The organism is Paenibacillus sp. WC2504 (genome assembly GCF_052682475.1).
Genome location: NZ_JBQZFH010000001.1, coordinates 6,065,058 through 6,084,321 on the forward strand (window position 1 = coordinate 6,065,058; position 19,264 = coordinate 6,084,321).

Consider the following 19,264-nt stretch of genomic DNA (forward strand, 5'->3'; position numbering starts at 1 on the left):
AATTAATTAAACTTTTCTTGCATATAACTAACGAATTTTTGAGCAGCCGGAGATAGGAATCTGTTTTTTTTGTAGTGTAGACCAACTTCCCAAACCCAGCCTTTTTCCTCAATCTTGATCCATCTTAAGCCATTCAGTTCCAGTCCAGCTGTTTTTGGCAATACAGATACCCCTAGACCTGCCGATACGAAGCCTGCCACTGTTGGTAGATCTTCAGCATCGTAAGTGGAAACTAAAGTGAAATTCATGTGGTGAACACGGGCCAAGAGTGAATCCTTTAGCGAACAGTTTTTCTTTAAACCTACAAACGGCTCTCCGGTTATCTCCTTCAAGCTAATGGATTCTTGATTAGCAAGAGGGTGCTGGGATGAGACGATAAGAAACAGCGGTAGCGAGAGAATGGACAACCATTCATACGTATCGTCTACAGGTCTTTCAGAAGTTATCATCAAATCCGAATCACCGGTCTCAATCCGATCAAGAATCAAGCCTTTGTCTCCTTGCGTTAACTTAAAAGTTATTTTGGGATTAGCTTGTTGATATTCACGAATGAGATGTGGAATGAAATCAACTCCCAAAATATTTAAATACGAAAGATGTATGACGCCCGAATCAGGGTTTGAGTATTCTTCAATTTCCTGTTTTCCACGCTCCACTTCTTTCAATATGGTCTCCACACGCTTCGCAAACATTGTTCCATATCGATTAATCTGCAGATTTCTGCCCTTACGTTCAAATAAAGGTACACCGAGCTCAACTTCTAGCTTTGATATTGAATGACTTAGAGCGGGTTGTGTAACTGATAATGATTCTGCCGCTCTTGTTAAATGCTCCATTCGGGCAACTTCTAAGAAATATTCTAATTGTGTAAGTTCCATAAATTCCTCCTAAACTTATTCTCGTTCTAATTTCAGTTATCATCATACATACCGTATTTGATTGAAGCAATAGCAGCCATGACAGTGCAATACAAGCAAAGACGCAATTGGTGCGTCCTTTTTCTATTCTCTAAAATCGTTGATTACATGAAAATAATTAATGTAAAACATAGATATCATGCATTAGACTGATTGAATGTACATTGTTATGATAATTCAGGTGTTGCGCATAAGAGTGTTAACATCATAAACAAATCTGCTTAGAAAGGACGATCATGCATGCAATTCTATCTAGTTTATTGTTTGTTAACTCATTAGCCAAACAGGTGTGTTCCCTGCTGCCAATTAATCAGAATTTAATGCAGTTGCAATGAACTAACACTTTATATAAAAGGGGTATAAACATGTCAAACTCATTGAAAATTTTACTTCTTGCGATAGTTACCTTTTTCGTTGGAACATCTGAATATGTTATTGCTGGCTTCTTAGATATCATTGCTAAAGATACAGGAATATCTGTTGCTTCCGCGGGTCAGCTGATTTCTATCTTTTCACTCAGTTATGCAATCGGCACACCGATTCTCGTAGCATTAACAGCTAGAATGGATAGAAGAACGCTACTTATTGCGTCACTTGTTACATTTGTAATCGGTAATGCCATGGTTATTTTCTTGCCAGGATACTTACCTTTGCTTTTATCAAGAGTAGTGCTTGCTCTCAGCGCGGGTATTTTCCTGACTGTAGCAATTACAATGGCTACAAAGTTAGCTAAGCCTGAAAAAATCGGAAGTGCTATTTCTACAGTGGTAATGGGCTTTAGTACATCCTTTGTTATCGGTATTCCGCTTGGAAGACTGGTTGCCGCGAATATGAACTGGAAATTAAACTTTGCTGCATTGGGCATTCTTGGCTTTGTTGCTGTTTTCATTTTGATGGCTGCTATTCCACGTACGGAGGGTGAAACACCTATACCGTTAGTTAAACAACTCGCATTCCTTAAAAACCCAAAAATATTGATGGCACTCGTTGTAATTTTCTTCTGGATTTTAGGTTACTCGATTGCTTTTACTTACATCACACCATTCCTCCTAAACGTGGCCAATATGAGCACAAGCACGATCAGTGTGGCTTTATTCATATTTGGTTTTGCAAGTATGATTGGAGCCAAAATTGGTGGATCTGCAACGGATAAATGGGGTGTAAGAAAAACATTGCTTTCTGGACTCATCATTCACGCCATTTCTCTTGCTCTTCTTGCGCTAAGCGCCCACTCCATTGTTGCTGTACTCTTAGTTCTTGTTCTCTGGTCCTTGTCACTTTGGTCTTCTGGTCCAACCCAGCAGGTTAACCTTGTGAGTCAGGCTCCAGAAGCATCCAGTATTATGATCAGTTTGTATTCTTCCACTCAGCAGCTATCCATGGCAATTGGCGCGGGTCTTGGTGGTATTGTGCTTAAGAACATGCCAATAAGCTCTGTTGTATGGTTTGGTGCACTTGGAGTAGCTATTGCTGCTGTTCTTGCAATCCGCGTGATTCGCCCAGTCGTCAAAGTATCAAATTAAAGTATCGAATTGTATAAATCACGAGGTATTTCAGGCAATCATCTATATTTTCTTCAACAAACGTTAAATATATTATTTGACCTGAATTGGCAAGAGAGTACTTATCACTTTTAAATATTGCCCATTCATGAAAATAAATAATAAAATTAATTATTATTATCAATTAGAATTATCGTTATTGTAGGGGTATGCTAATACTTGTGATCGAAAATAATTAATTTTTATAAAGGGGATACAACAAATGAATCTTTCATCTTACGAACATGAATTTCAAGGCAAACGGGCATTAATAACGGGAGGAACAAAAGGGATGGGCTATGCGATTGTAAAGCGTTTGGCCCAAGCTGGAGCCACAGTGCTTACAACGGCTCGTACAATTCCGACGGATTATGACATTCCAGGCGTTCACTTTATTCAAACTGATATCACGAAGCCTGAAGGCACGGCGCTTCTGGTTGAGGCTGTGAAAGAAAAGTTAGGCGGTATCGACATTCTTATCAATACAGTCGGAGGTGCTTCAACGCCTCCTGGTGGTGCATTGGCATTAACTGAGGATGATTGGCTAGAAACTTTGAACATGAATTTACTTGGATCTGTCCGATTGGACAGAAGTTTACTACCAATGATGGTAGAGCAAGGAAAGGGTGTTATCATCCATGTAAGCTCTATCCAAAGAAAGTTGCCACTGTATGAAACTACCCTAGCATATGCTGCATCAAAAGCAGCGTTGACCAATTATAGCAAAGGATTATCTAAGGAGTTTTCTCCAAAGGGGATTCGAATCAACACGATTGCGCCAGGCTTCATTCAGACGGAAGCAGCAGATCGGATGATTGACCGCATCGCGACAGTTGCTGGTAGTCGCGAAGCTGCGTTAGAGGAACTTATGGACTCGCTTGGAGGCATTCCAATCGGTCGTCCGGGACTACCTGAAGAAGTAGCGGAACTTGCAGCTTTCTTGGCATCCGATCGCTCAGCTTCCATTACGGGAAGCGAGTATGTAATCGACGGTGGTACGATTCCGACGGTTTAATTATTTTTCTGTTTCTTTTACAAAAAAGGAGGAGTTATTTATGATTCAATTACCAGATTCCGTAAAAGCATATTTCGATGCATCAAACATAGAACATTTAGATTCATTTCTTGCTGCATTCAACGACGATGCCTACGTCTTTGACGATAACCGGGAGTTTAGAGGGTTAGAAGCCATTCGAAATTGGAGTAAAACAGATATCTTTGGTGCTCATGTTCGCTTTGAAATAACTGAGGCCACGGAACATGATGGCGTATACGCCGTTATCGCGTCGCTTGACGGCGATTTTGATAAAACCAATCTCCCCAGCCCATTCTTTTTAAAACATACATTTAAGCTGTCTGGCGGTAAAATTAATGAGTTACAAGTATCCTTACCTTAATATGGAGGAAAGCAAATTCAAATCGGCGCATATCGATGCGCCGATTATTTCTTTTTTAAGGAGGATTTCGACCGATTTTATCACCTTGTTAGTTCACTCACCTCACCACGCAAATCTGCCTTTTGTTGAGCGCGCTGCCGCGTGAGTCTAATAGTCTATTTTCTCAGTCTAGAACTCTATTTTTCAGTCTACTACTATATTTTCACTGACTACTATATTTTCACTGACTACTATTTTTCGAATAAAATCACACTCCATAACAATGAGATTAAATGTAAAAAAAGACGCGAAAATCGCGTCTTTAGAGAGTAAACTTTATATTCAACTTTACCAAGCGGTTGCCCCGCCGTCGACGACGTAGTTAGCTCCTGTGATGTACGACGCCCGATCAGATGCCAGAAATACCGCTAATTCAACGAGCTCTTCTGGTTTACCAAAACGTTTGAGAAGTGTCTTCTTCGTTATCGCATCTCTGGCCTCTTGGTTGTCCCCAAGATCGCGATCACTAGCCGGGGTTAGGAATGGCCCCGGGCTGATCGTCACAGCACGGATACCGTGGCGTGCGCCTTCAAGTGCCAATTGTCGCGTCATGGCAATTACGCCGGCTTTCGCTGCGCTGTGTCCGATCATCGGAGGAATTTCCCCGGCGATGACCCCTGAGATGGACGCGACATTAATAATGACGCCACCACCGCGCTCAACCAGATGCGGCCATGCGAATTTCGAGACGAAGAAAGGAATGTCGAGTTCGCCGGCGATCGTTTTCCGCCAATCTTCAACAGAGAAATCCGGCATCTGTCCGAAGTACTGGATTGCCGCATTATTATATACGACATCGAGCCCGCCATAAGCTGCCACGGCTTCTTCCACCATTTTCCGAGCTTGTTCAGGATCCGTAAGGTCAATCGGTGCAACAGCCGTCATCTCACCCCCCGCTTGACGAACAAGTTCAACAGTCTCATTGTTGGCATTAACATTGATATCAGATCCCACTACTTTGGCCCCTTCTCGAGCAAAGGCAATTGCCGCTACGCGTCCTAAGCCACCGCCGGTACCAGTAACCAATACGACTTTATTGTCAAGTATTCCCATGATTGAATCCTCCTTTGTTGTAAAAACTCAGCAGATCGTCATTTTTATCTGGAGTCTTGCTCCATTGCTTCCAATCTTGCAACCTCTTCCCGAACGCGAGGGGCTACTTCTGTCCCCAACAGTTCAATGGCTCTCATCACTTGCTCATGCGGCATGGTACCCACAGGTAAGTGCAAGAAGAAACGGGAGAAGCCTAAATGCTGGCGCATATAAATGATTTTGTTCGCCACCGTTTCGGAATCGCCGACGTATAACGCACCTTCTAGCGTGCGTGAGGCATCGAAACCTGCACGAGTATATTGAGACCAGCCGCGCTCTCTCGCAAAATAATTAAAAGATGCCTGTGTGGGAGGGAAAAACTGATCTACTGCAAGTGAAGTACTATCGGCAACGAATCCTAGCGAATGTACAGCTATTTTTAATTTGGCTGGATCGTGTCCTGCTTGAGCGGCCGCTTTTTTATAGAGTGGAATCAACGGTGCAAAATGCAAAGGACTACCACCAATAATAGCCAATACCAGAGGTAATCCAAGCATACCGGCTCTTATAGCAGAACCTGTATTTCCCCCGCTGCCCAGCCAGATCGGCAGTTGATCCTGAACTGGACGAGGGTACACGCCTAGATTCGTAAAGGCTGGACGATGTCCTCCTCGCCATGACACTTTCTCCGACTCCCTTAACTTTAATAACAGTTCCAGTTTCTCCTCGAAAAGTTCTTCATAGTCTTTCAAATCGTACCCAAACAATGGGAAGGCATCGACCATCGAGCCTCTACCCGCGATAATTTCCGCGCGGCCGTTTGAAATTCCGTCGAGTGTAGCGAATTGCTGGAACAACCGAACAGGATCAACAGCGGAAAGTACCGTTACCGAGCTCGTTAGTCGAATTTTTTTCGTCAAGGCCGCACCTGCCGCCAAAATAACAGCCGTAGCGGAATCCGCAAATTCCTTCCTATGGTGCTCACCGACGCCAAAGACATCCAGCCCAACCTGATCCGCGAGCACGATCTCTTCCACAACCTCACGCAAACGCTGTGCATGGCTTATCGTTTCTCCTGTTTGAGCATCCGGTGTGGTTTCAACAAACGTATCTACACCAATCTCCATTTTCATTTTTCATTTCCCCCTTGCGCAAAATTGTAGTTCTTTCTATTAAACAGAATCATCCTTGTTTGCCGTGGCTTCACGTTCCTTTATGCCATATCCGATCTTCTTTAGCACATGAATCAGCCCAAGCTTCTCTTCGTCTGTCGCGAAAGAGAGACTGTCGGATATTAATTGCGCATGCTTGGGAAAAATGGTATCGAAGTAGCTTCGCCCTTCCCCCGTCAAGGCTACATTCGTCTTACGCCTGTCGCCTGGGATTGGAAGCCGTTCTACGAGCCCCTTCTTCTCTAATTTATCGACGACGTACGTGATGCTTCCGCTTGGGATCGAGAAGGTTTCACTTATTTTTTGGATTGGATGCGGACCTTTGTTGTAAAGAAACTCGAGGATCTGGAAGGTTTCCCTGTCCAATCCATAGTTCTCAATATCGCGTTCCAAGCTCCCATACAGAGCATTCACCATGTTCCTTAATACGCGCGAAAGTCTTAAATCAAGAGCTTTCCCTTCAGCATCCCGTTCCGTCATTCAACTACCACCTTTTTATAGAGTATTCCAGTTCAAGCTGATGACAGCTAAGGCCAGTATCAACAGGATGAAAGGCATCATTGCTTTTGCCGCTGGATCTTTAACACGAACTAAATGGACAAGGACTGCAACAACCATCGTTACTGCAATCAATATTCCTCCTACCAGAGCATATGGATCAACCCAAATGCCAATAATAATAATAACGGCGGAAATGATTTCGACTAAGCCTGTAAAAATCCTTGTCGCTGATGACAGCCTGTATCGCTTAAATTCTTCAACCATCTGCTTGCCAAATTTCATGAGGCCAAATAACACAAACCCGATACCCAAAACGCTCTGTAGAATAATAGATAAAATATGCATCTTACACCCACTCCTCCGTATTAATTTTAGTTAGAATTATATATCCTATAATTATTTATTCTAACAATATGAAATATAATACGATTCTTTGAAGCTGTCAACATGTAAATAGTCATTGGACCGAGACATAAAAAAACCAGATCGATGATTACAGCGACCTGGTCTTCTATTTCGTTATCTTTTAACTACTCAGCTTTCGTAATATTTTTTGAGTTTCAATAATGCAATATAAGAATGATAAATTCATCATACAGTCAATGATAGCGCCCAGCAGTACTACCCATTAGGCGAATAAAAAAAGAGACCCTCAGCAACGGGCCGCGAGTCTAAATTACAAAAAGGTACCCACATACCTGAACACCTTTTTTCAAGTGCCAGCCTAGGGTACCTATTCACCTTTTTTGGGCTTGTCATTAAACCATCCCTTCTCTTTGAAACGCATAATAGCCTCAATTCGATTAGTGACATTGAGCTTATCAAGAATAACGGAAATGTAGTTGCGAACGGTTCCGCTTGTAATGTACATATGACTAGCAATTTCCTTCGTATTTTTACCGTCGGCGATCAGGGTCAGCACTTCTTTTTCCCTCTCCGTCAAAGGATTTTCTTCCTTATAGGTCTCATCTACTAACTCTGAGGCATAGATTCTCCTGCCAGCCATCACACTCCGAATCGAGGTAGCCAATTCCTCGCTTGGGCTATCTTTCAACAAATAACCGTTGGCACCCGCCTTCACGGCCCTTTCAAAATACCCAAAGCGGGCAAACGTGGTCAATATAATGACTTTACAACCCAATCCCTTTAGCTCCGCGGCCGCGTCTAGACCGTTCATTATTGGCATTTCGATATCCATGATACAAATATCTGGCTTATGCAGTTTAACAAGTTTTACAGCATCCTCGCCATTGCTTGCTTTACCAACGACTTGCATATCCTCTTCCAAATCAAGTAAGGATGCAAGTGCCCCTAACAGCATCCGTTGGTCCTCGGCAATCACAATTCGGATCATATCCGCACCTCCCTTTCTGGTGGTATGATGGCATTCGGCACTTTAATAACAATCGTTGTTCCATGATCTGAGACAATTTCCATATAACCGTTTACAAACTCAAGTCGCTCTTTCATGCCTCGTAATCCATTTCCAAGTAACACAAGACATTCTTTCGTCATGCCAATCCCATTGTCCCCAACCTTGATAACAAGATCGCTTGGTGATGGCTCAATGGAGATTGAACACTTAGTAGCGCTGCTATGTTTGATAATATTCGTAACCGATTCCTTCAAACACATACTCAGCACATTTTCATTAATCAAGGAAGTGTTAGTTAACTTCGGATCTCCCTCCAAAATAAGCTCAATCTCGGCAGCCTTCAAAATCTGTTTTATTCGAAATATCTCTTCCACTAGTCTAGTGCCGCGCATTTGCGTTACGATTTCCCGAACTTCCTTTAATGCAATTCTAGCCGTCTGACGAACATCATTGATTTCGATTTGTGCTTGGGTTGGATTATTGCTAATTAATTTCCCAGCCAAATCACTCTTCAGACCAATTAATGATAGCTTCTGACCAAGTGTATCGTGTAAGTCGCGGGCAATTCTCTGACGCTCTTCTAGTTTTACCAATTCGGAAATCCGCTTATTTGCATCCTCTAGTTGTCCTTGGAGTTGCTCACTCCTGTTTCGATTGAACGTAGTGACTGGAATGAGAATAACAGCAATGACACTAATAATGATAAAAGGCAATTGGTCAAAATACACAGGATTTTGCGATACCAATCCATAGTTAATCGTAACAATCGTCGTTACTAGATGAATGCAGTACAATGTGATAAATCCTGCCTTACTTTTCATGGTGCCAATAAAAAATGCTAAAAACAGAGAGAAATACACATAACTGAATACGATTGCCATGATAATCGAAATAATAATTTGTATACTAGTCCAAAAGTACACAATCCATCCTTTCGATACGAAGGACAGCACATAACAACTAAAGAAAACCATAATCATGATTGTGCCTAATACAATGTGATAGAGGGTCGAAGAACGAAATATGAAATAAAAAGGGAGGATATAGAAGACAACCCACACATACGGACTAAGACCGGTGTTTTTGTGAAAAATTTGATACCACTTTTGCATAGTCCGTTTAGCCTCTTTTTCTTCAACATAGATTTAATTATATTTTAGCATAAACATGAAACGATGTATTTACTACCCTTGCAAGCTTGATTTACGCACTTTTACTTTTATTGAGTTAGCAAAAGTATCATGCTCATCTTCCTTAAGGTGCACCTGTTTACTATTTTTATAACCGACAAACATTTTATTACGCTCATCCCAAAGACGGAAATTTAACGCCTTCAAACTAGTTCCAATTGTAATGGTCGTTGCTTTATGAAGCGGAGGCGTTGCATTATGCGCCTTTTCCAGATTATAATTTGGCACTTTCGGACTCAAATGATGGACATGATGAAATCCAATATTTCCAGTAATCCATTGCAAAAGCTTCGGCAGCTTATAGTAGGAGCTTCCATCTATCGCGGCTTTCACATAACTCCACTCATCCTCATTCTCGAAGTATGAGTCTTCAAACTGATGTTGCACGTAAAATAACCAGATTCCCATCAAACCCGCTATGAACATGATTGGAGCTTGGATTAGAACAAACGACTGCCAACCAATTAACCAGATCAGTCCCCCATATAAAGCAAGGATGAAGACATTCGTCATATAAGTACTGATTCTTTCCTTGCGTCTTGCACCTTTTGTATTAAAGCGGTTCGTAAATAGGAACAAAAAGACAGGACCAAGTCCGAACATAATAAATGGATTCCGATATAACCGATACGCAATTCGGACCCATAAGGAAGATGCCGCATATTCATCGACGGTAAGTACCCACATATCACCTATTCCACGTTTCTCGAGATTACCACTCGATGCATGATGGATAGAATGACTATTCTTCCATTGCTGATAGGGAAAAAGTGTAAGAATACCCGTAATCGTGCCGATTATTTCGTTAGCTCTCCGGCTTTTGAAGAACGATTGATGACAACAATCATGGAAAATGATAAAAGTTCGTATAACGAAACCGGATGCGATAATCGTAATCGGTAGTGTGATCCAATAGGATATAGAAAGGCTAAGATAAGCAACTGCCCATAGAAGGATTAATGGTCCTAAGGTGTTAATTAGCTGTTTGATACTAGCCCTCGTATTTGTTATTTCATAAGGGGCAACCTGTTTTTTTAAGTTAGTTAGCGTTGATTGTGTCATCGTATTGTTCCTCCTCGGTATGGTGCGCAGGACATGAAAGCGAATACCAGTTGTATTGTCCTATCTTCATTATAGATATCGCTTTCAATTCGTTGCAGTCATAAACATCATGTAGATGGTATGACATATGTCATATAGGAAAGGGAGAACAATACAAATTTGCTTATCACACTTTTGTGTGTTATCATTAACTAGTAAACATTTTTGACATAAACTCACATATTGAAAAAGTGATCATTTGTGTAATGTAATGGTACCTTTTTCAATGTGTGATTTTTTTGTTTAAAAAAGCATGTTAATAACAATTTGGAGGTAATTTTATTATGGAAACAGGAACAGTGAAATGGTTTAACGCAGAGAAAGGCTTTGGATTTATTGAAATGGAGGGCGGAAATGACGTATTCGTTCATTTCTCCGCAATTCAAGGGGATGGATTCAAGTCGTTGGACGAAGGACAACGCGTTGAATTTAATGTAGCTCAAGGCAACCGCGGTCCTCAAGCCGAAAACGTTGTAAAACTGTAATTCACAGTGAACTGTCCTTAACAAGTGTTAAGGGCAGTTTTTTTATCTAAGGAGGAGAGAAAACTATGTATTTTCGAAGAAAATCGTTAGAGGTGCTCATTCATGAAAACACGAAAGTCTGGGCATGCGATAAAGAAGATTGTAATGGGTGGATTCGGGACAATTTTTCGTTTGAGTACGTCCCCACTTGCCACCTCTGCCTTTCTCCCATGATTAGTAGCTTGAAAATGCTCCCTATCATTTCTAACTCCAATAAAAATATGAAGTCTCTTCATAAAGGCAGACTAATCTTCTAGTCAGTTTATGGCATATGAACTGGCTACCGTTTTTAAGACTTTTTTCATACAAATGTTCATTTGAGTTGCTCCCACGTTAAAGATTCATATAATATAACGCAATCCCACTTACTTTTTTGTTCGAGTAGCCCAGTATATTCAGAATTATCCCAAATAAGAGTGTTAGTATGCAAAGAATACAGCTAATCGCTCTCAAAAGCACTCCCATGCATTTCCAAGGACCAATTCCAAAAGGGATTTCCGTAAATAATTATACATATTTTCCTTAGATTCTTCTCAAAATTAATATTCTATTGAGAAAAGATTCTCTTCCGTTCCGTTAGTGAAGTCCATAGACAACACAAGCGGAACAAAATGTATGTAACAAATATTTATTAAATTTAGCTGCTGTAATCTGTGGATTTAAGCCTCACCAATATTTTTGTAATCTTCTGAGATACATTTTGGGCAGCACCTAATATCATTTGAAATGAATTTTCTTAATAAGGTAGCAACTGGATTTATTGCATAGATTTATTGCATACCTACTAAACATATATTTTTTTAATTTCTCAAGTTGCGAATTATTTAAAAACGAAATAATGAGTGGTAATTAAGTATTATAAGGCATCTTTTCTTTTTCTCTTTGTAACTATCCCTTGCTTTACTAATTAACCCATTTAAATTATTTGGAACTAACCCAATTCTTGCAGAGTTTTTATTAAAAAGTTCTTTATTCGTTTTATTTAGAGTAGAGTGTGATGAATACTTGTTATATCTAGCAACTACACTTCAGTAGTCTTCCTCTGGAAAAATCGAAAAAAAATTGATTTCGTGCATTATTTTCCCCTTTCATAAACCCTTTATTTTCTTAATCACTAATCAATCCGAAACACATCCTCCAAATCCTTTCCCAATAAATCACTTAACTTCTTTGCTGTTGCAGGTCCCACTGACTTTAGTGATCTTTCCAGTAGACTGATATAGGAATGACTTAACCCCGAGTGTTTTGCCAACTCCCTCTGGGAGTATCCTTTAATAATTCTAGCCCGCATAAACGAGTCGGTTTTAGCCTTTATCCTCATATCCCTGCTCTCCTTCAACTATTAACTTGAACGCTTATTAAAAAAACTTATAATATGTCATTTAAAACTTATCTAATAAATGTTCTTATTAGGACCGTAACCTTCAGGAGACTAATTATCTGAAATAAATTTTGATAAGTTGCACACACTTCTTCATTAATTTCGCCCAAAACCACTTGTTTACAAAAGTTAACAACGACTAACAAACTTTATTTTCCAGTAACGATCTTTATTTTCCCAGATCATCAGTAGTTGATTCAGGAAAATAAAGTTCGTTAGTGCGAAATCAGTAATACCGCGGCTTATTAGTTTTCTTTATAAGTGAAATTACCTAGGGTAAGTTTGTTACTGAGGGGCTAATTGGAACGGTGGTGACCACAAATCTAGAAAATAAAGTTCGTTAGTGATTTATACTTTTGTAAACAAAGTTTCGCAGTGCTTAGAAACTTTTGTTTTATATGTTACAAGTGTTAAGAAGAGTACGATGAAACTTCTGGTATTCATTAAAGTCTCCACTTTCTTCGTGCAAGTGGAGACATCACTGGACATAAAAATAACTACCTCCTTAGAAAGTACATTAAGAATCCAAAAGTGCTTTATACTACCGGAAGACTTTCGCTGTTGTCCCTCTTGGTGCCGGTTCACTTTATGTTACGGCTTGACATGTTGCTCGCCCTGTCTCTGACAAGTACTTTTGTCGAAGCGCTTTTACGCACAGATTTCCCCATACGCAAGCATCCTAGCTAAAAGGGTGGAGTGGTCCCTCTCATGGTTGGGCTTTCACCAACTAGATAATGCGTGCTTCTGGGCATACCAAATAAAAAAGAGATTGAAGGCTCTTTAAACCTTCAACCCCAAATCATCAACCTTCTACATCTCTTCACACACTACCCACCGCTAATATATTTCCGGTAATTGTTTCAACTACATCACCTGAAGAATCTCCTTCTGTATTGAAGGTTTTCTTTCTGTTATTTTTTTGATTCTTATCAACATTATTTTTGATTTTGCTATATGTTTGAAATGCTTTGCTTTTTAACTCAGGAAGTACTATTCCTTTATTGGCCTCTACCAATGATTTTACAATCATATCTGCCTGTTGTGCAGGAACCTGTGCTTCCATTAACCATTTAGTTGCCTCATATGCAATATCTACTTCATCCTTTAGGCTGGTATCAGATTCGGATTTTGCAACTGTAAGCTGTTTCTTGGCTAATTCTGATAATGCTTTATCGAAAAACTTATCAATTTTCAGATCCTTGATATAAATATCTTTTAACGACTCAAGCTTTACATAATCATTTAGTTTAAGTGCTAAAAGTACTGGCTTAAGAGCACATAATTCATTATCAATGACATCACGGATAATTTGTGGAGTTAAACTCTCTTTTCCATTATTAATAGCTCTCCACTGAGCAACCATAAATAGTTTAATGGCGATATCCGTAACTCCTTGGGAGTACTCATACATAGCAATATTTAACAAATCATCTAACTCAATTGGATTACGAGTCCACTGGTACCTCCAAAGCGCTGATAGGAAAATTTTCCAATCCATACCCATCTCGGAATCAATTGGTGCACCAAGAGGACGAAACTCCATTCGCTCCCAAAATACAACTCCAAAATGCTCACAAGCTCTACGAAGCTGTCGAAACTCCTTTGATAACATGTCCCAAGCTTTATTAGTACCAATCAGCACGACTGGAATACCGAGCATATTTTTCAACGTCACAAAAAAATTAAGCATATGCTCTTCTACATCCGTATTTCCACTTAGATGTTGGATCTCATCAATGATTAAAGCACCAATCAAGTATGTCGCACACATTTGAGCCATGACGGGAATCATTTGTTCGACAGTACCCTTAATAATAAATTTATCGTAGTGTTCATCCCCAACAAGGTCTTTTAAAACTTGAAAGAAATTTAGGCATAACGCCTTAATTGAACCTTTCGGTGGACATTCCAACTTTAACCAAACTATCTGAGTTGAGTTGATATTTCGTTCTTTATATTGACCATGCCGAATAACTTGAGCAGGATACATTGTCATTAGTATGTTATTAATCGCTGTTGTCTTTCCCATCCCAGAAACCCCGATTATCGATAACCCTCCCCCAGAAGTCTTATAGGATTTATTATCAAATGAAACGGTTTGAGAAGTTTTCTTTGATTGTTCAAATGCCTGCATTGCCTTGGCGACATTATCAGCACCCTCGTTTCGTAATCTAACACCATTCACTGTAAGAGGATTTCGGTCAACATAACCATCTCTTATTAAGATAGACAAGCTCTGTTCTATACGTAGATGGTTTTCTAGGGGTTGAACTAACCGCGGGAGATCGTATATACAGTGAAGCCTAAGTATTGTGTTCTTTGATCTATCCCGCTCATGGAAAGAAACTTTCTTGGTCAGTTTCTTGATGACTACGGGAACATCGTGTATTGGCTGAAGAGCCTCGATTAATGGGTTGTTCCGATATTTTGCAATCTCTGCTCTTCTATAAGAAGCTTCAACATCTTCACCTCTAAGAAATGAAAGTCGTTCATCAATAACATCCATTTTATTCGCCTCGTCATTTTACTGGCTCTGCGCCGCTAATAAAGCTTGAATCCTAGAATTTCCTAAGCTTTGATTTTCCGGGGATATCGAATTTCCCTCTTCCGTCCCTTCTGAGCCTTTACTTTGAACTTCTTGCAATTTATGGTTATCGTCAACCATGAAATTTTCGACTTGGCGCATGGACTCCTTTTCTAAAGCTGTACGTTCCGCGATACCGTCAATTAGCTTAGCGCTGCTTAAACCACTTTCAAGTTTAAGTGCCTTTGCCATTTCAACAAAATTATCTCTGCGGTAATCCTTCTCAGCTTCTGCTTGCTCTTCAATTGGCCTATATAGTTCTCGTTCAAGTCCAATTACTTCTCGAATATGCTCGTATTCATCCCAAGACTTCTCAAGAGCATTAGGATCCAGATTGATCATTCTAAGCTCAAGGTAACCATCTCCATTATCTCCTTTTAGAACGACTTTATCTCTAACCCTAGGATCATATGCGATGTTTACCTTTTTCCCCATACGTGGATTACCGTCTACGAACCATCCTTCACGAATCGCTTGTTCGCAGGTAAAATGAAGTCCCTTAAATTTAATCCCCAAATTCGTAATTCTTCCTTTCTCGGTCGGCAACAGATTAATTTTTAGTGTTTCTTCATCAAAACTTCTGAAACAGTGTCCTTTACGTTTCATTCCCCACTCCAGCAACTCACGTGGAATAGGCTTTACTCCATCAGCAATCATATCGTCATCTAGAGAATAACCATCCATATAATGATAGTTGTTATGCCAAATGGCTAAATCATACATGATTTGTGAAAATTCTTTAAGTGTTAATACGGCCTTTGTTCTAGGGTCTGGATCCCCTCTACGCCGCATTTCGATTGAAACCTCTCCTGGCAATCTAGAAATAGCTTGGACATTATATACATTAAAAAAGCTTTCGACTAGCGCTTTCCAATCTGCACGATACGGGGCCATGTACTCAATATCAACACCAAGAATATTACGAAGACCAGTGATTTTTGTATTTAGCAATTCACCTCTATCTGCAGTAAATTGTCGAGGTAAACAAGCAAATGACCACTCTTCCGGCCTGATTGACATGCCACTTCGTTGACAAAGCTCTACTTTAGATGAGCCTGTGTTATAGATAGCCATAGCAGCTCCGATATAGGATCTCTCAAACCCAATGTAAATTCCTGCAATATAATGACTAAATAAATCTATTACTGAATAAATTACTGGCCTTCCTATAGGTAAGTATGCGCGATAGCTACTTGCCAGATAAATATCGGCTATTGTTGAGTCAATATGAAAGATGGAACCTGGAATCAATGCCTGTTTCGTTTGATTCCCTGTTTTTGCCCTCTTATCAAGATTGAACCTCCTTTCACCAATTAGAGTTAGTGAAGAACCAATAAAGTTTGCATTTTTAAATTTATTTGCGTGGTAATAAAACGTTTTAAACAACGGTCGTTTTTCCTCAAGTAGAAGTATCGGTTTGGTTTGGCCATTCTCCTCTTCATAATGACTTATAAAATAGGTTCTAAGCATTTTTTTAAATGCTTTCCTAAGTGACAACTTTTCTCTTAAGTGGAATTGTCTATATGCAATCAACATATGTTTATGAATGGTTGCATCTGTATTAACTCCGATTTTTTCAGGTTCAAGCTTTGTTATTTTACGTTTTCGACCTCGTTTTTTTGTTGTTTCAGTAGCCAATTTATCACTACCAGGTCCCCCACAGTTGTCGTAACGATTAAGTAGTCCTATTTTTAGCTTCCCTGATTTCCAATATCTTTTTAATAGTCGATGCAACTTAGGCATTGAATACGAAGACTTAGCTATGCATTCTGTCACCATAGGGCCGCGATATTCACTTATAAAGATGTAAGGTTCGTTTTCAAGGTACTCTTTCAAGTAGTTCCAGGTTTCCTCTATCTCTCTTTGCCTTTCAACAGGTAAGAGATCGAATGATTTCTTTTCTACTTCTGAGATATACTTGACAATTCGAGCTTCACCATTTGATAATGCTGTAGTTACCTCCACTATCGATCGTTCAAATGGAAAGTCATCTTTATTTAAATCAATCACTTGCAAACGATCAGTTTTCTGCTCTAAATATAGAATTCGCTCGAAAACTGAATCAGTTGCTTCAAATGGTGCCCATTGAACAACTTGATTAATACTCACAATTTGCATGATTAATCCTCACTTAGACTGGTAATGTAATCTTGACTTGTTTACATGGATTAAATAGTTGATCCATTTCTATCATCAGTCGCTTATTAGCAATCAAATGCATTAAAAGTGTAATACTTGTGCTTGCTAGTACATTAAAATGTTTATCCATTGCATCCGTGACATCAGCCAAGATTTTATTGTTTCCTGGCAACAACTTTATTAACTTCTCCTCCATAATTTTTAGAAGTGAATCGTCAACATTCGGAAATAATCCAAATTTGCTCCGTAACTTATGAAACATTTGTACATTTTGAACCTTGGGTATATGAATAGAGTTTTCTGTCACAACGTTCCACTCCACTCCTCTTCTTGTCCAATAAATCTTCTCGATTGTTTGCTTTTCAGCATTCCTTCGCATTTGAAGAGCATCTTCATATTTAATGGATCGCGCTTTAATAACTTGACCAAATTGAGTTTTCTGGGTAATAACATTATCGGTCGTCATAACAACATCAACTTTAGTTTTTGGGTCAGCCGGATGCTTTACTCCTAGCTCAGCTGCTATTGCCTGCGTTTCTTCTCTGGGAAGTAACGGAAACTGTTCTCTCATGTCAACGACATCGTCCTCCCACTCCAACAAATAAAAATACATTGATTCTAGCAGAGATAAGAAGTGATGGTCGCGTCCTACTGTCCAGCTGTATCGAATACTTGATTTGCCAATAGAAGGGACCTCGTGTACAAGAATCCATGGTTTATAATGTCTACCTATCCCGCTTCCTCTTCCTTCTTTCAGTCGCTTCGCGATGGTATTCTCATCTATTGCATACTTGAACTTAGCCATATTAATGACACTCCGTTCACTTCGTTTTTGCAATTGACATATTTTTCCCAAGCAAGAAAAATTTATTCTTTATTTGCAACTCTCACCGTAGTTCTGGCTAATGACTCTAAACTAACTCATCTAACTTCCACTCAAGTATTCGCATATATTCAATCATTTGCGCTAGTGTTTTTTGAGTTATAAATCCTGGAGAAACTGATTTTTCAAAGGCAATTTGATTTTCGAAATCATCACACCTTTTATAGAAGTCAAGTTTTTGATCACCGTTCTTCGTAAGTTCAATACATCTAGTATTCCTAAACTTAGAAAGTAAGGCGGAGAATTGTTCCCAGCATTCAACCTGCTTGTGCATGAGTATTAATTTATAATAATGATCACAATTATTGGTAAAAGGGTAATCAAAGTATTTTTTATTACGTGCAATATTTGCTTTAAATGACTTTAAATTAGCATCAACAACTTTTATTAACTCCTCCAACAAGGCCCCCCCTTTTAGTGATTTTTCTCAAGCTGCTGTATCAGTATGCTTAGTTTCAATGTTCATAACGTTCTTTTTATTTACTCTAATATCTAAGATAGGAACTTTAGAGTGCTCATTATCATTATTGAAATTTGACTGTTCTCTTAAGTCTTTAAGTGAACCGAACAAGAATCTTATTAAGAGGATATGCTTTAGCGGGTGGATTGCATGATCACACTTTATGCACTCTTTTAACCAATTTGAAACATCAAGGTTGCAATTAATTAGTTCGAGAAAAGGCTTATCATAAAATCTTTGGAAGAAATATTTTATTTTTTTATACCTCATTTTATTTTGTTCTGAGCAGAATTTTGAAGCAATTAATTTATTGACATAATGAGTGTGCCACTCCGTGAAAGCCCATTTTTCCCATACGGTATGATTATCAAGAAGATCATGGACGTCACTACAAATTTCCATCAGTTCGGTCCTATATTTACTGATGAGAGGACACCAGCCTTGATTTTGAAATGTTAAATCAGAACCGCAACAGGGGCAAAATTCCTTTAAAACATGAAGTTTATTTTTCCTTGGGTTAAAATGGAAACCACATTCCTCACAACCTGATGACAAGATTCTATTATGTTTCAAACAATAGAAACACCCCGGAACTTGATGTATCCTATGCCAATATGCTTCTCCGAATTTTTTTAGATCTTCTTCCACACATCTAACACAGTATTTTAAATGTGTGCTCCTGCGGAGAGTTTTTGTAAGATCCCCTAGAAAAATGTGAATATAGTTCTGATTATTATTTGACATGATCGCTTTCACTTGCTGCTTATTAGACTCGGGTAAGAAAGGGAGATAGTAAGTGAGTAACGTATTTTTATTAATAAAGCTTTGTTCATCATAATTATCTTTCCAAGGTATTTTCTTTATCAAACATTGCGAAAGACTAGGTAGATTTACAGCAAGGGCACTCTTGATTCCATAGATCTCTATCATAGTTTGATCTACACGGGAATTTGCACTAAGGTGATGATATCGTGCAATAACACTGTAAAGTATTTCTCCAGGATATGGATTTGGGAAGAAATTCATAT

The 19,264-nt window shown here is 39.2% G+C and carries 19 protein-coding genes; 5 read left to right on the forward strand and 14 right to left on the reverse strand.

Annotated elements, in window-relative coordinates:
* Positions 1-2 precede the first annotated feature (2 nt).
* Positions 3-878 (reverse strand): LysR family transcriptional regulator, encoded by an 876-nt coding sequence (locus ACUN27_RS27275; RefSeq protein WP_445559883.1) that lies wholly within the window; start codon positions 876-878, stop codon positions 3-5.
* Between the two features lie 404 nt (positions 879-1,282).
* On the opposite strand from ACUN27_RS27275, the gene ACUN27_RS27280 reads away from it, so the two are divergent.
* The 3 genes from ACUN27_RS27280 (at position 1,283) to ACUN27_RS27290 (ending at position 3,855) form a co-directional block, all read left to right on the forward strand.
* Complete coding sequence (locus ACUN27_RS27280) at positions 1,283-2,440, forward strand: MFS transporter (RefSeq protein WP_315954098.1); 1,158 nt, start codon at positions 1,283-1,285, stop codon at positions 2,438-2,440.
* Between the two features lie 241 nt (positions 2,441-2,681).
* Positions 2,682-3,473, forward strand: coding sequence for an SDR family oxidoreductase (locus tag ACUN27_RS27285; RefSeq protein ID WP_315954099.1), 792 nt, complete (start codon positions 2,682-2,684; stop codon positions 3,471-3,473).
* Between the two features lie 40 nt (positions 3,474-3,513).
* Entirely contained in the window at positions 3,514-3,855 is a 342-nt protein-coding gene (locus ACUN27_RS27290) for a nuclear transport factor 2 family protein (protein WP_315954100.1), read from the forward strand.
* 327 nt (positions 3,856-4,182) lie between these two features.
* Here ACUN27_RS27290 and ACUN27_RS27295 read toward each other — a convergent pair whose 3' ends face one another.
* The 7 genes from ACUN27_RS27295 to ACUN27_RS27325 all read right to left on the reverse strand — a co-directional run bounded on the left by ACUN27_RS27295 (position 4,183) and on the right by ACUN27_RS27325 (position 10,226).
* Positions 4,183-4,947, reverse strand: a complete 765-nt coding sequence (locus tag ACUN27_RS27295; RefSeq protein ID WP_445559884.1) for an SDR family NAD(P)-dependent oxidoreductase — start codon at positions 4,945-4,947, stop codon at positions 4,183-4,185.
* Positions 4,948-4,991: 44 nt separating this feature from the next.
* Positions 4,992-6,053 carry an LLM class flavin-dependent oxidoreductase gene (locus tag ACUN27_RS27300; RefSeq protein ID WP_315954316.1) on the reverse strand — a complete coding sequence of 354 codons (1,062 nt, stop codon included), beginning with the start codon at positions 6,051-6,053 and terminating at the stop codon, positions 4,992-4,994.
* 45 nt (positions 6,054-6,098) lie between these two features.
* Positions 6,099-6,578 (reverse strand): MarR family winged helix-turn-helix transcriptional regulator, encoded by a 480-nt coding sequence (locus tag ACUN27_RS27305; RefSeq protein WP_315954102.1) that lies wholly within the window; start codon positions 6,576-6,578, stop codon positions 6,099-6,101.
* A gap of 15 nt (positions 6,579-6,593) precedes the next feature.
* Positions 6,594-6,944: a DoxX family protein gene (locus tag ACUN27_RS27310; protein WP_315954103.1), complete on the reverse strand. Its 351-nt coding sequence runs from the start codon at positions 6,942-6,944 to the stop codon at positions 6,594-6,596.
* Positions 6,945-7,332: 388 nt separating this feature from the next.
* Positions 7,333-7,953: a response regulator transcription factor gene (locus ACUN27_RS27315; protein WP_315954104.1), complete on the reverse strand. Its 621-nt coding sequence runs from the start codon at positions 7,951-7,953 to the stop codon at positions 7,333-7,335.
* The gene (locus ACUN27_RS27320) at positions 7,950-9,086 is read right to left on the reverse strand and encodes a sensor histidine kinase (RefSeq protein WP_315954105.1); all 1,137 of its coding nucleotides are present in this window, start codon (positions 9,084-9,086) and stop codon (positions 7,950-7,952) included. The genes ACUN27_RS27315 and ACUN27_RS27320 overlap by 4 nt, the downstream gene beginning before the upstream one ends.
* A gap of 72 nt (positions 9,087-9,158) precedes the next feature.
* Positions 9,159-10,226, reverse strand: coding sequence for a fatty acid desaturase (locus ACUN27_RS27325; protein WP_445559885.1), 1,068 nt, complete (start codon positions 10,224-10,226; stop codon positions 9,159-9,161).
* 323 nt (positions 10,227-10,549) lie between these two features.
* Here ACUN27_RS27325 and ACUN27_RS27330 point away from each other — a divergent pair, with 323 nt between their 5' ends.
* Complete coding sequence (locus ACUN27_RS27330; protein WP_056625586.1) at positions 10,550-10,750, forward strand: cold-shock protein; 201 nt, start codon at positions 10,550-10,552, stop codon at positions 10,748-10,750.
* 65 nt (positions 10,751-10,815) lie between these two features.
* Positions 10,816-11,046: a cold-shock protein gene (locus tag ACUN27_RS27335; RefSeq protein WP_315954107.1), complete on the forward strand. Its 231-nt coding sequence runs from the start codon at positions 10,816-10,818 to the stop codon at positions 11,044-11,046.
* Positions 11,047-11,903: 857 nt separating this feature from the next.
* Here the strand turns inward: ACUN27_RS27335 and ACUN27_RS27340 are convergent.
* From ACUN27_RS27340 to ACUN27_RS27365, 6 genes are all read right to left on the reverse strand, one after another.
* Positions 11,904-12,110, reverse strand: a complete 207-nt coding sequence (locus ACUN27_RS27340) for a helix-turn-helix domain-containing protein (protein WP_315954108.1) — start codon at positions 12,108-12,110, stop codon at positions 11,904-11,906.
* An 880-nt stretch (positions 12,111-12,990) separates the two neighbouring features.
* Complete coding sequence (locus ACUN27_RS27345; protein ID WP_445559886.1) at positions 12,991-14,676, reverse strand: ATP-binding protein; 1,686 nt, start codon at positions 14,674-14,676, stop codon at positions 12,991-12,993.
* Between the two features lie 18 nt (positions 14,677-14,694).
* Complete coding sequence (locus ACUN27_RS27350; RefSeq protein ID WP_445559887.1) at positions 14,695-16,872, reverse strand: hypothetical protein; 2,178 nt, start codon at positions 16,870-16,872, stop codon at positions 14,695-14,697.
* Between the two features lie 13 nt (positions 16,873-16,885).
* The gene (locus tag ACUN27_RS27355; protein ID WP_445559888.1) at positions 16,886-17,698 is read right to left on the reverse strand and encodes a TnsA endonuclease N-terminal domain-containing protein; all 813 of its coding nucleotides are present in this window, start codon (positions 17,696-17,698) and stop codon (positions 16,886-16,888) included.
* A 106-nt stretch (positions 17,699-17,804) separates the two neighbouring features.
* Positions 17,805-18,176 carry a hypothetical protein gene (locus ACUN27_RS27360; RefSeq protein ID WP_445559889.1) on the reverse strand — a complete coding sequence of 124 codons (372 nt, stop codon included), beginning with the start codon at positions 18,174-18,176 and terminating at the stop codon, positions 17,805-17,807.
* A 27-nt stretch (positions 18,177-18,203) separates the two neighbouring features.
* Complete coding sequence (locus ACUN27_RS27365; protein ID WP_445559890.1) at positions 18,204-19,262, reverse strand: TnsD family Tn7-like transposition protein; 1,059 nt, start codon at positions 19,260-19,262, stop codon at positions 18,204-18,206.
* Between the last annotated feature and the right edge of the window lie 2 nt (positions 19,263-19,264).

Coding starts and splice junctions, on each gene's coding strand:
- ACUN27_RS27275 (WP_445559883.1), bottom strand. CDS start 878: ATGGAACTTACACAATTAGAATATTTCTTAGAAGTTGCCCGAATGGAG.
- ACUN27_RS27280 (WP_315954098.1), top strand. CDS start 1,283: ATGTCAAACTCATTGAAAATTTTACTTCTTGCGATAGTTACCTTTTTC.
- ACUN27_RS27285 (WP_315954099.1), top strand. CDS start 2,682: ATGAATCTTTCATCTTACGAACATGAATTTCAAGGCAAACGGGCATTA.
- ACUN27_RS27290 (WP_315954100.1), top strand. CDS start 3,514: ATGATTCAATTACCAGATTCCGTAAAAGCATATTTCGATGCATCAAAC.
- ACUN27_RS27295 (WP_445559884.1), bottom strand. CDS start 4,947: ATGGGAATACTTGACAATAAAGTCGTATTGGTTACTGGTACCGGCGGT.
- ACUN27_RS27300 (WP_315954316.1), bottom strand. CDS start 6,053: ATGGAGATTGGTGTAGATACGTTTGTTGAAACCACACCGGATGCTCAA.
- ACUN27_RS27305 (WP_315954102.1), bottom strand. CDS start 6,578: ATGACGGAACGGGATGCTGAAGGGAAAGCTCTTGATTTAAGACTTTCG.
- ACUN27_RS27310 (WP_315954103.1), bottom strand. CDS start 6,944: ATGCATATTTTATCTATTATTCTACAGAGCGTTTTGGGTATCGGGTTT.
- ACUN27_RS27315 (WP_315954104.1), bottom strand. CDS start 7,953: ATGATCCGAATTGTGATTGCCGAGGACCAACGGATGCTGTTAGGGGCA.
- ACUN27_RS27320 (WP_315954105.1), bottom strand. CDS start 9,086: ATGCAAAAGTGGTATCAAATTTTTCACAAAAACACCGGTCTTAGTCCG.
- ACUN27_RS27325 (WP_445559885.1), bottom strand. CDS start 10,226: ATGACACAATCAACGCTAACTAACTTAAAAAAACAGGTTGCCCCTTAT.
- ACUN27_RS27330 (WP_056625586.1), top strand. CDS start 10,550: ATGGAAACAGGAACAGTGAAATGGTTTAACGCAGAGAAAGGCTTTGGA.
- ACUN27_RS27335 (WP_315954107.1), top strand. CDS start 10,816: ATGTATTTTCGAAGAAAATCGTTAGAGGTGCTCATTCATGAAAACACG.
- ACUN27_RS27340 (WP_315954108.1), bottom strand. CDS start 12,110: ATGAGGATAAAGGCTAAAACCGACTCGTTTATGCGGGCTAGAATTATT.
- ACUN27_RS27345 (WP_445559886.1), bottom strand. CDS start 14,676: ATGGATGTTATTGATGAACGACTTTCATTTCTTAGAGGTGAAGATGTT.
- ACUN27_RS27350 (WP_445559887.1), bottom strand. CDS start 16,872: ATGCAAATTGTGAGTATTAATCAAGTTGTTCAATGGGCACCATTTGAA.
- ACUN27_RS27355 (WP_445559888.1), bottom strand. CDS start 17,698: ATGGCTAAGTTCAAGTATGCAATAGATGAGAATACCATCGCGAAGCGA.
- ACUN27_RS27365 (WP_445559890.1), bottom strand. CDS start 19,262: ATGAATTTCTTCCCAAATCCATATCCTGGAGAAATACTTTACAGTGTT.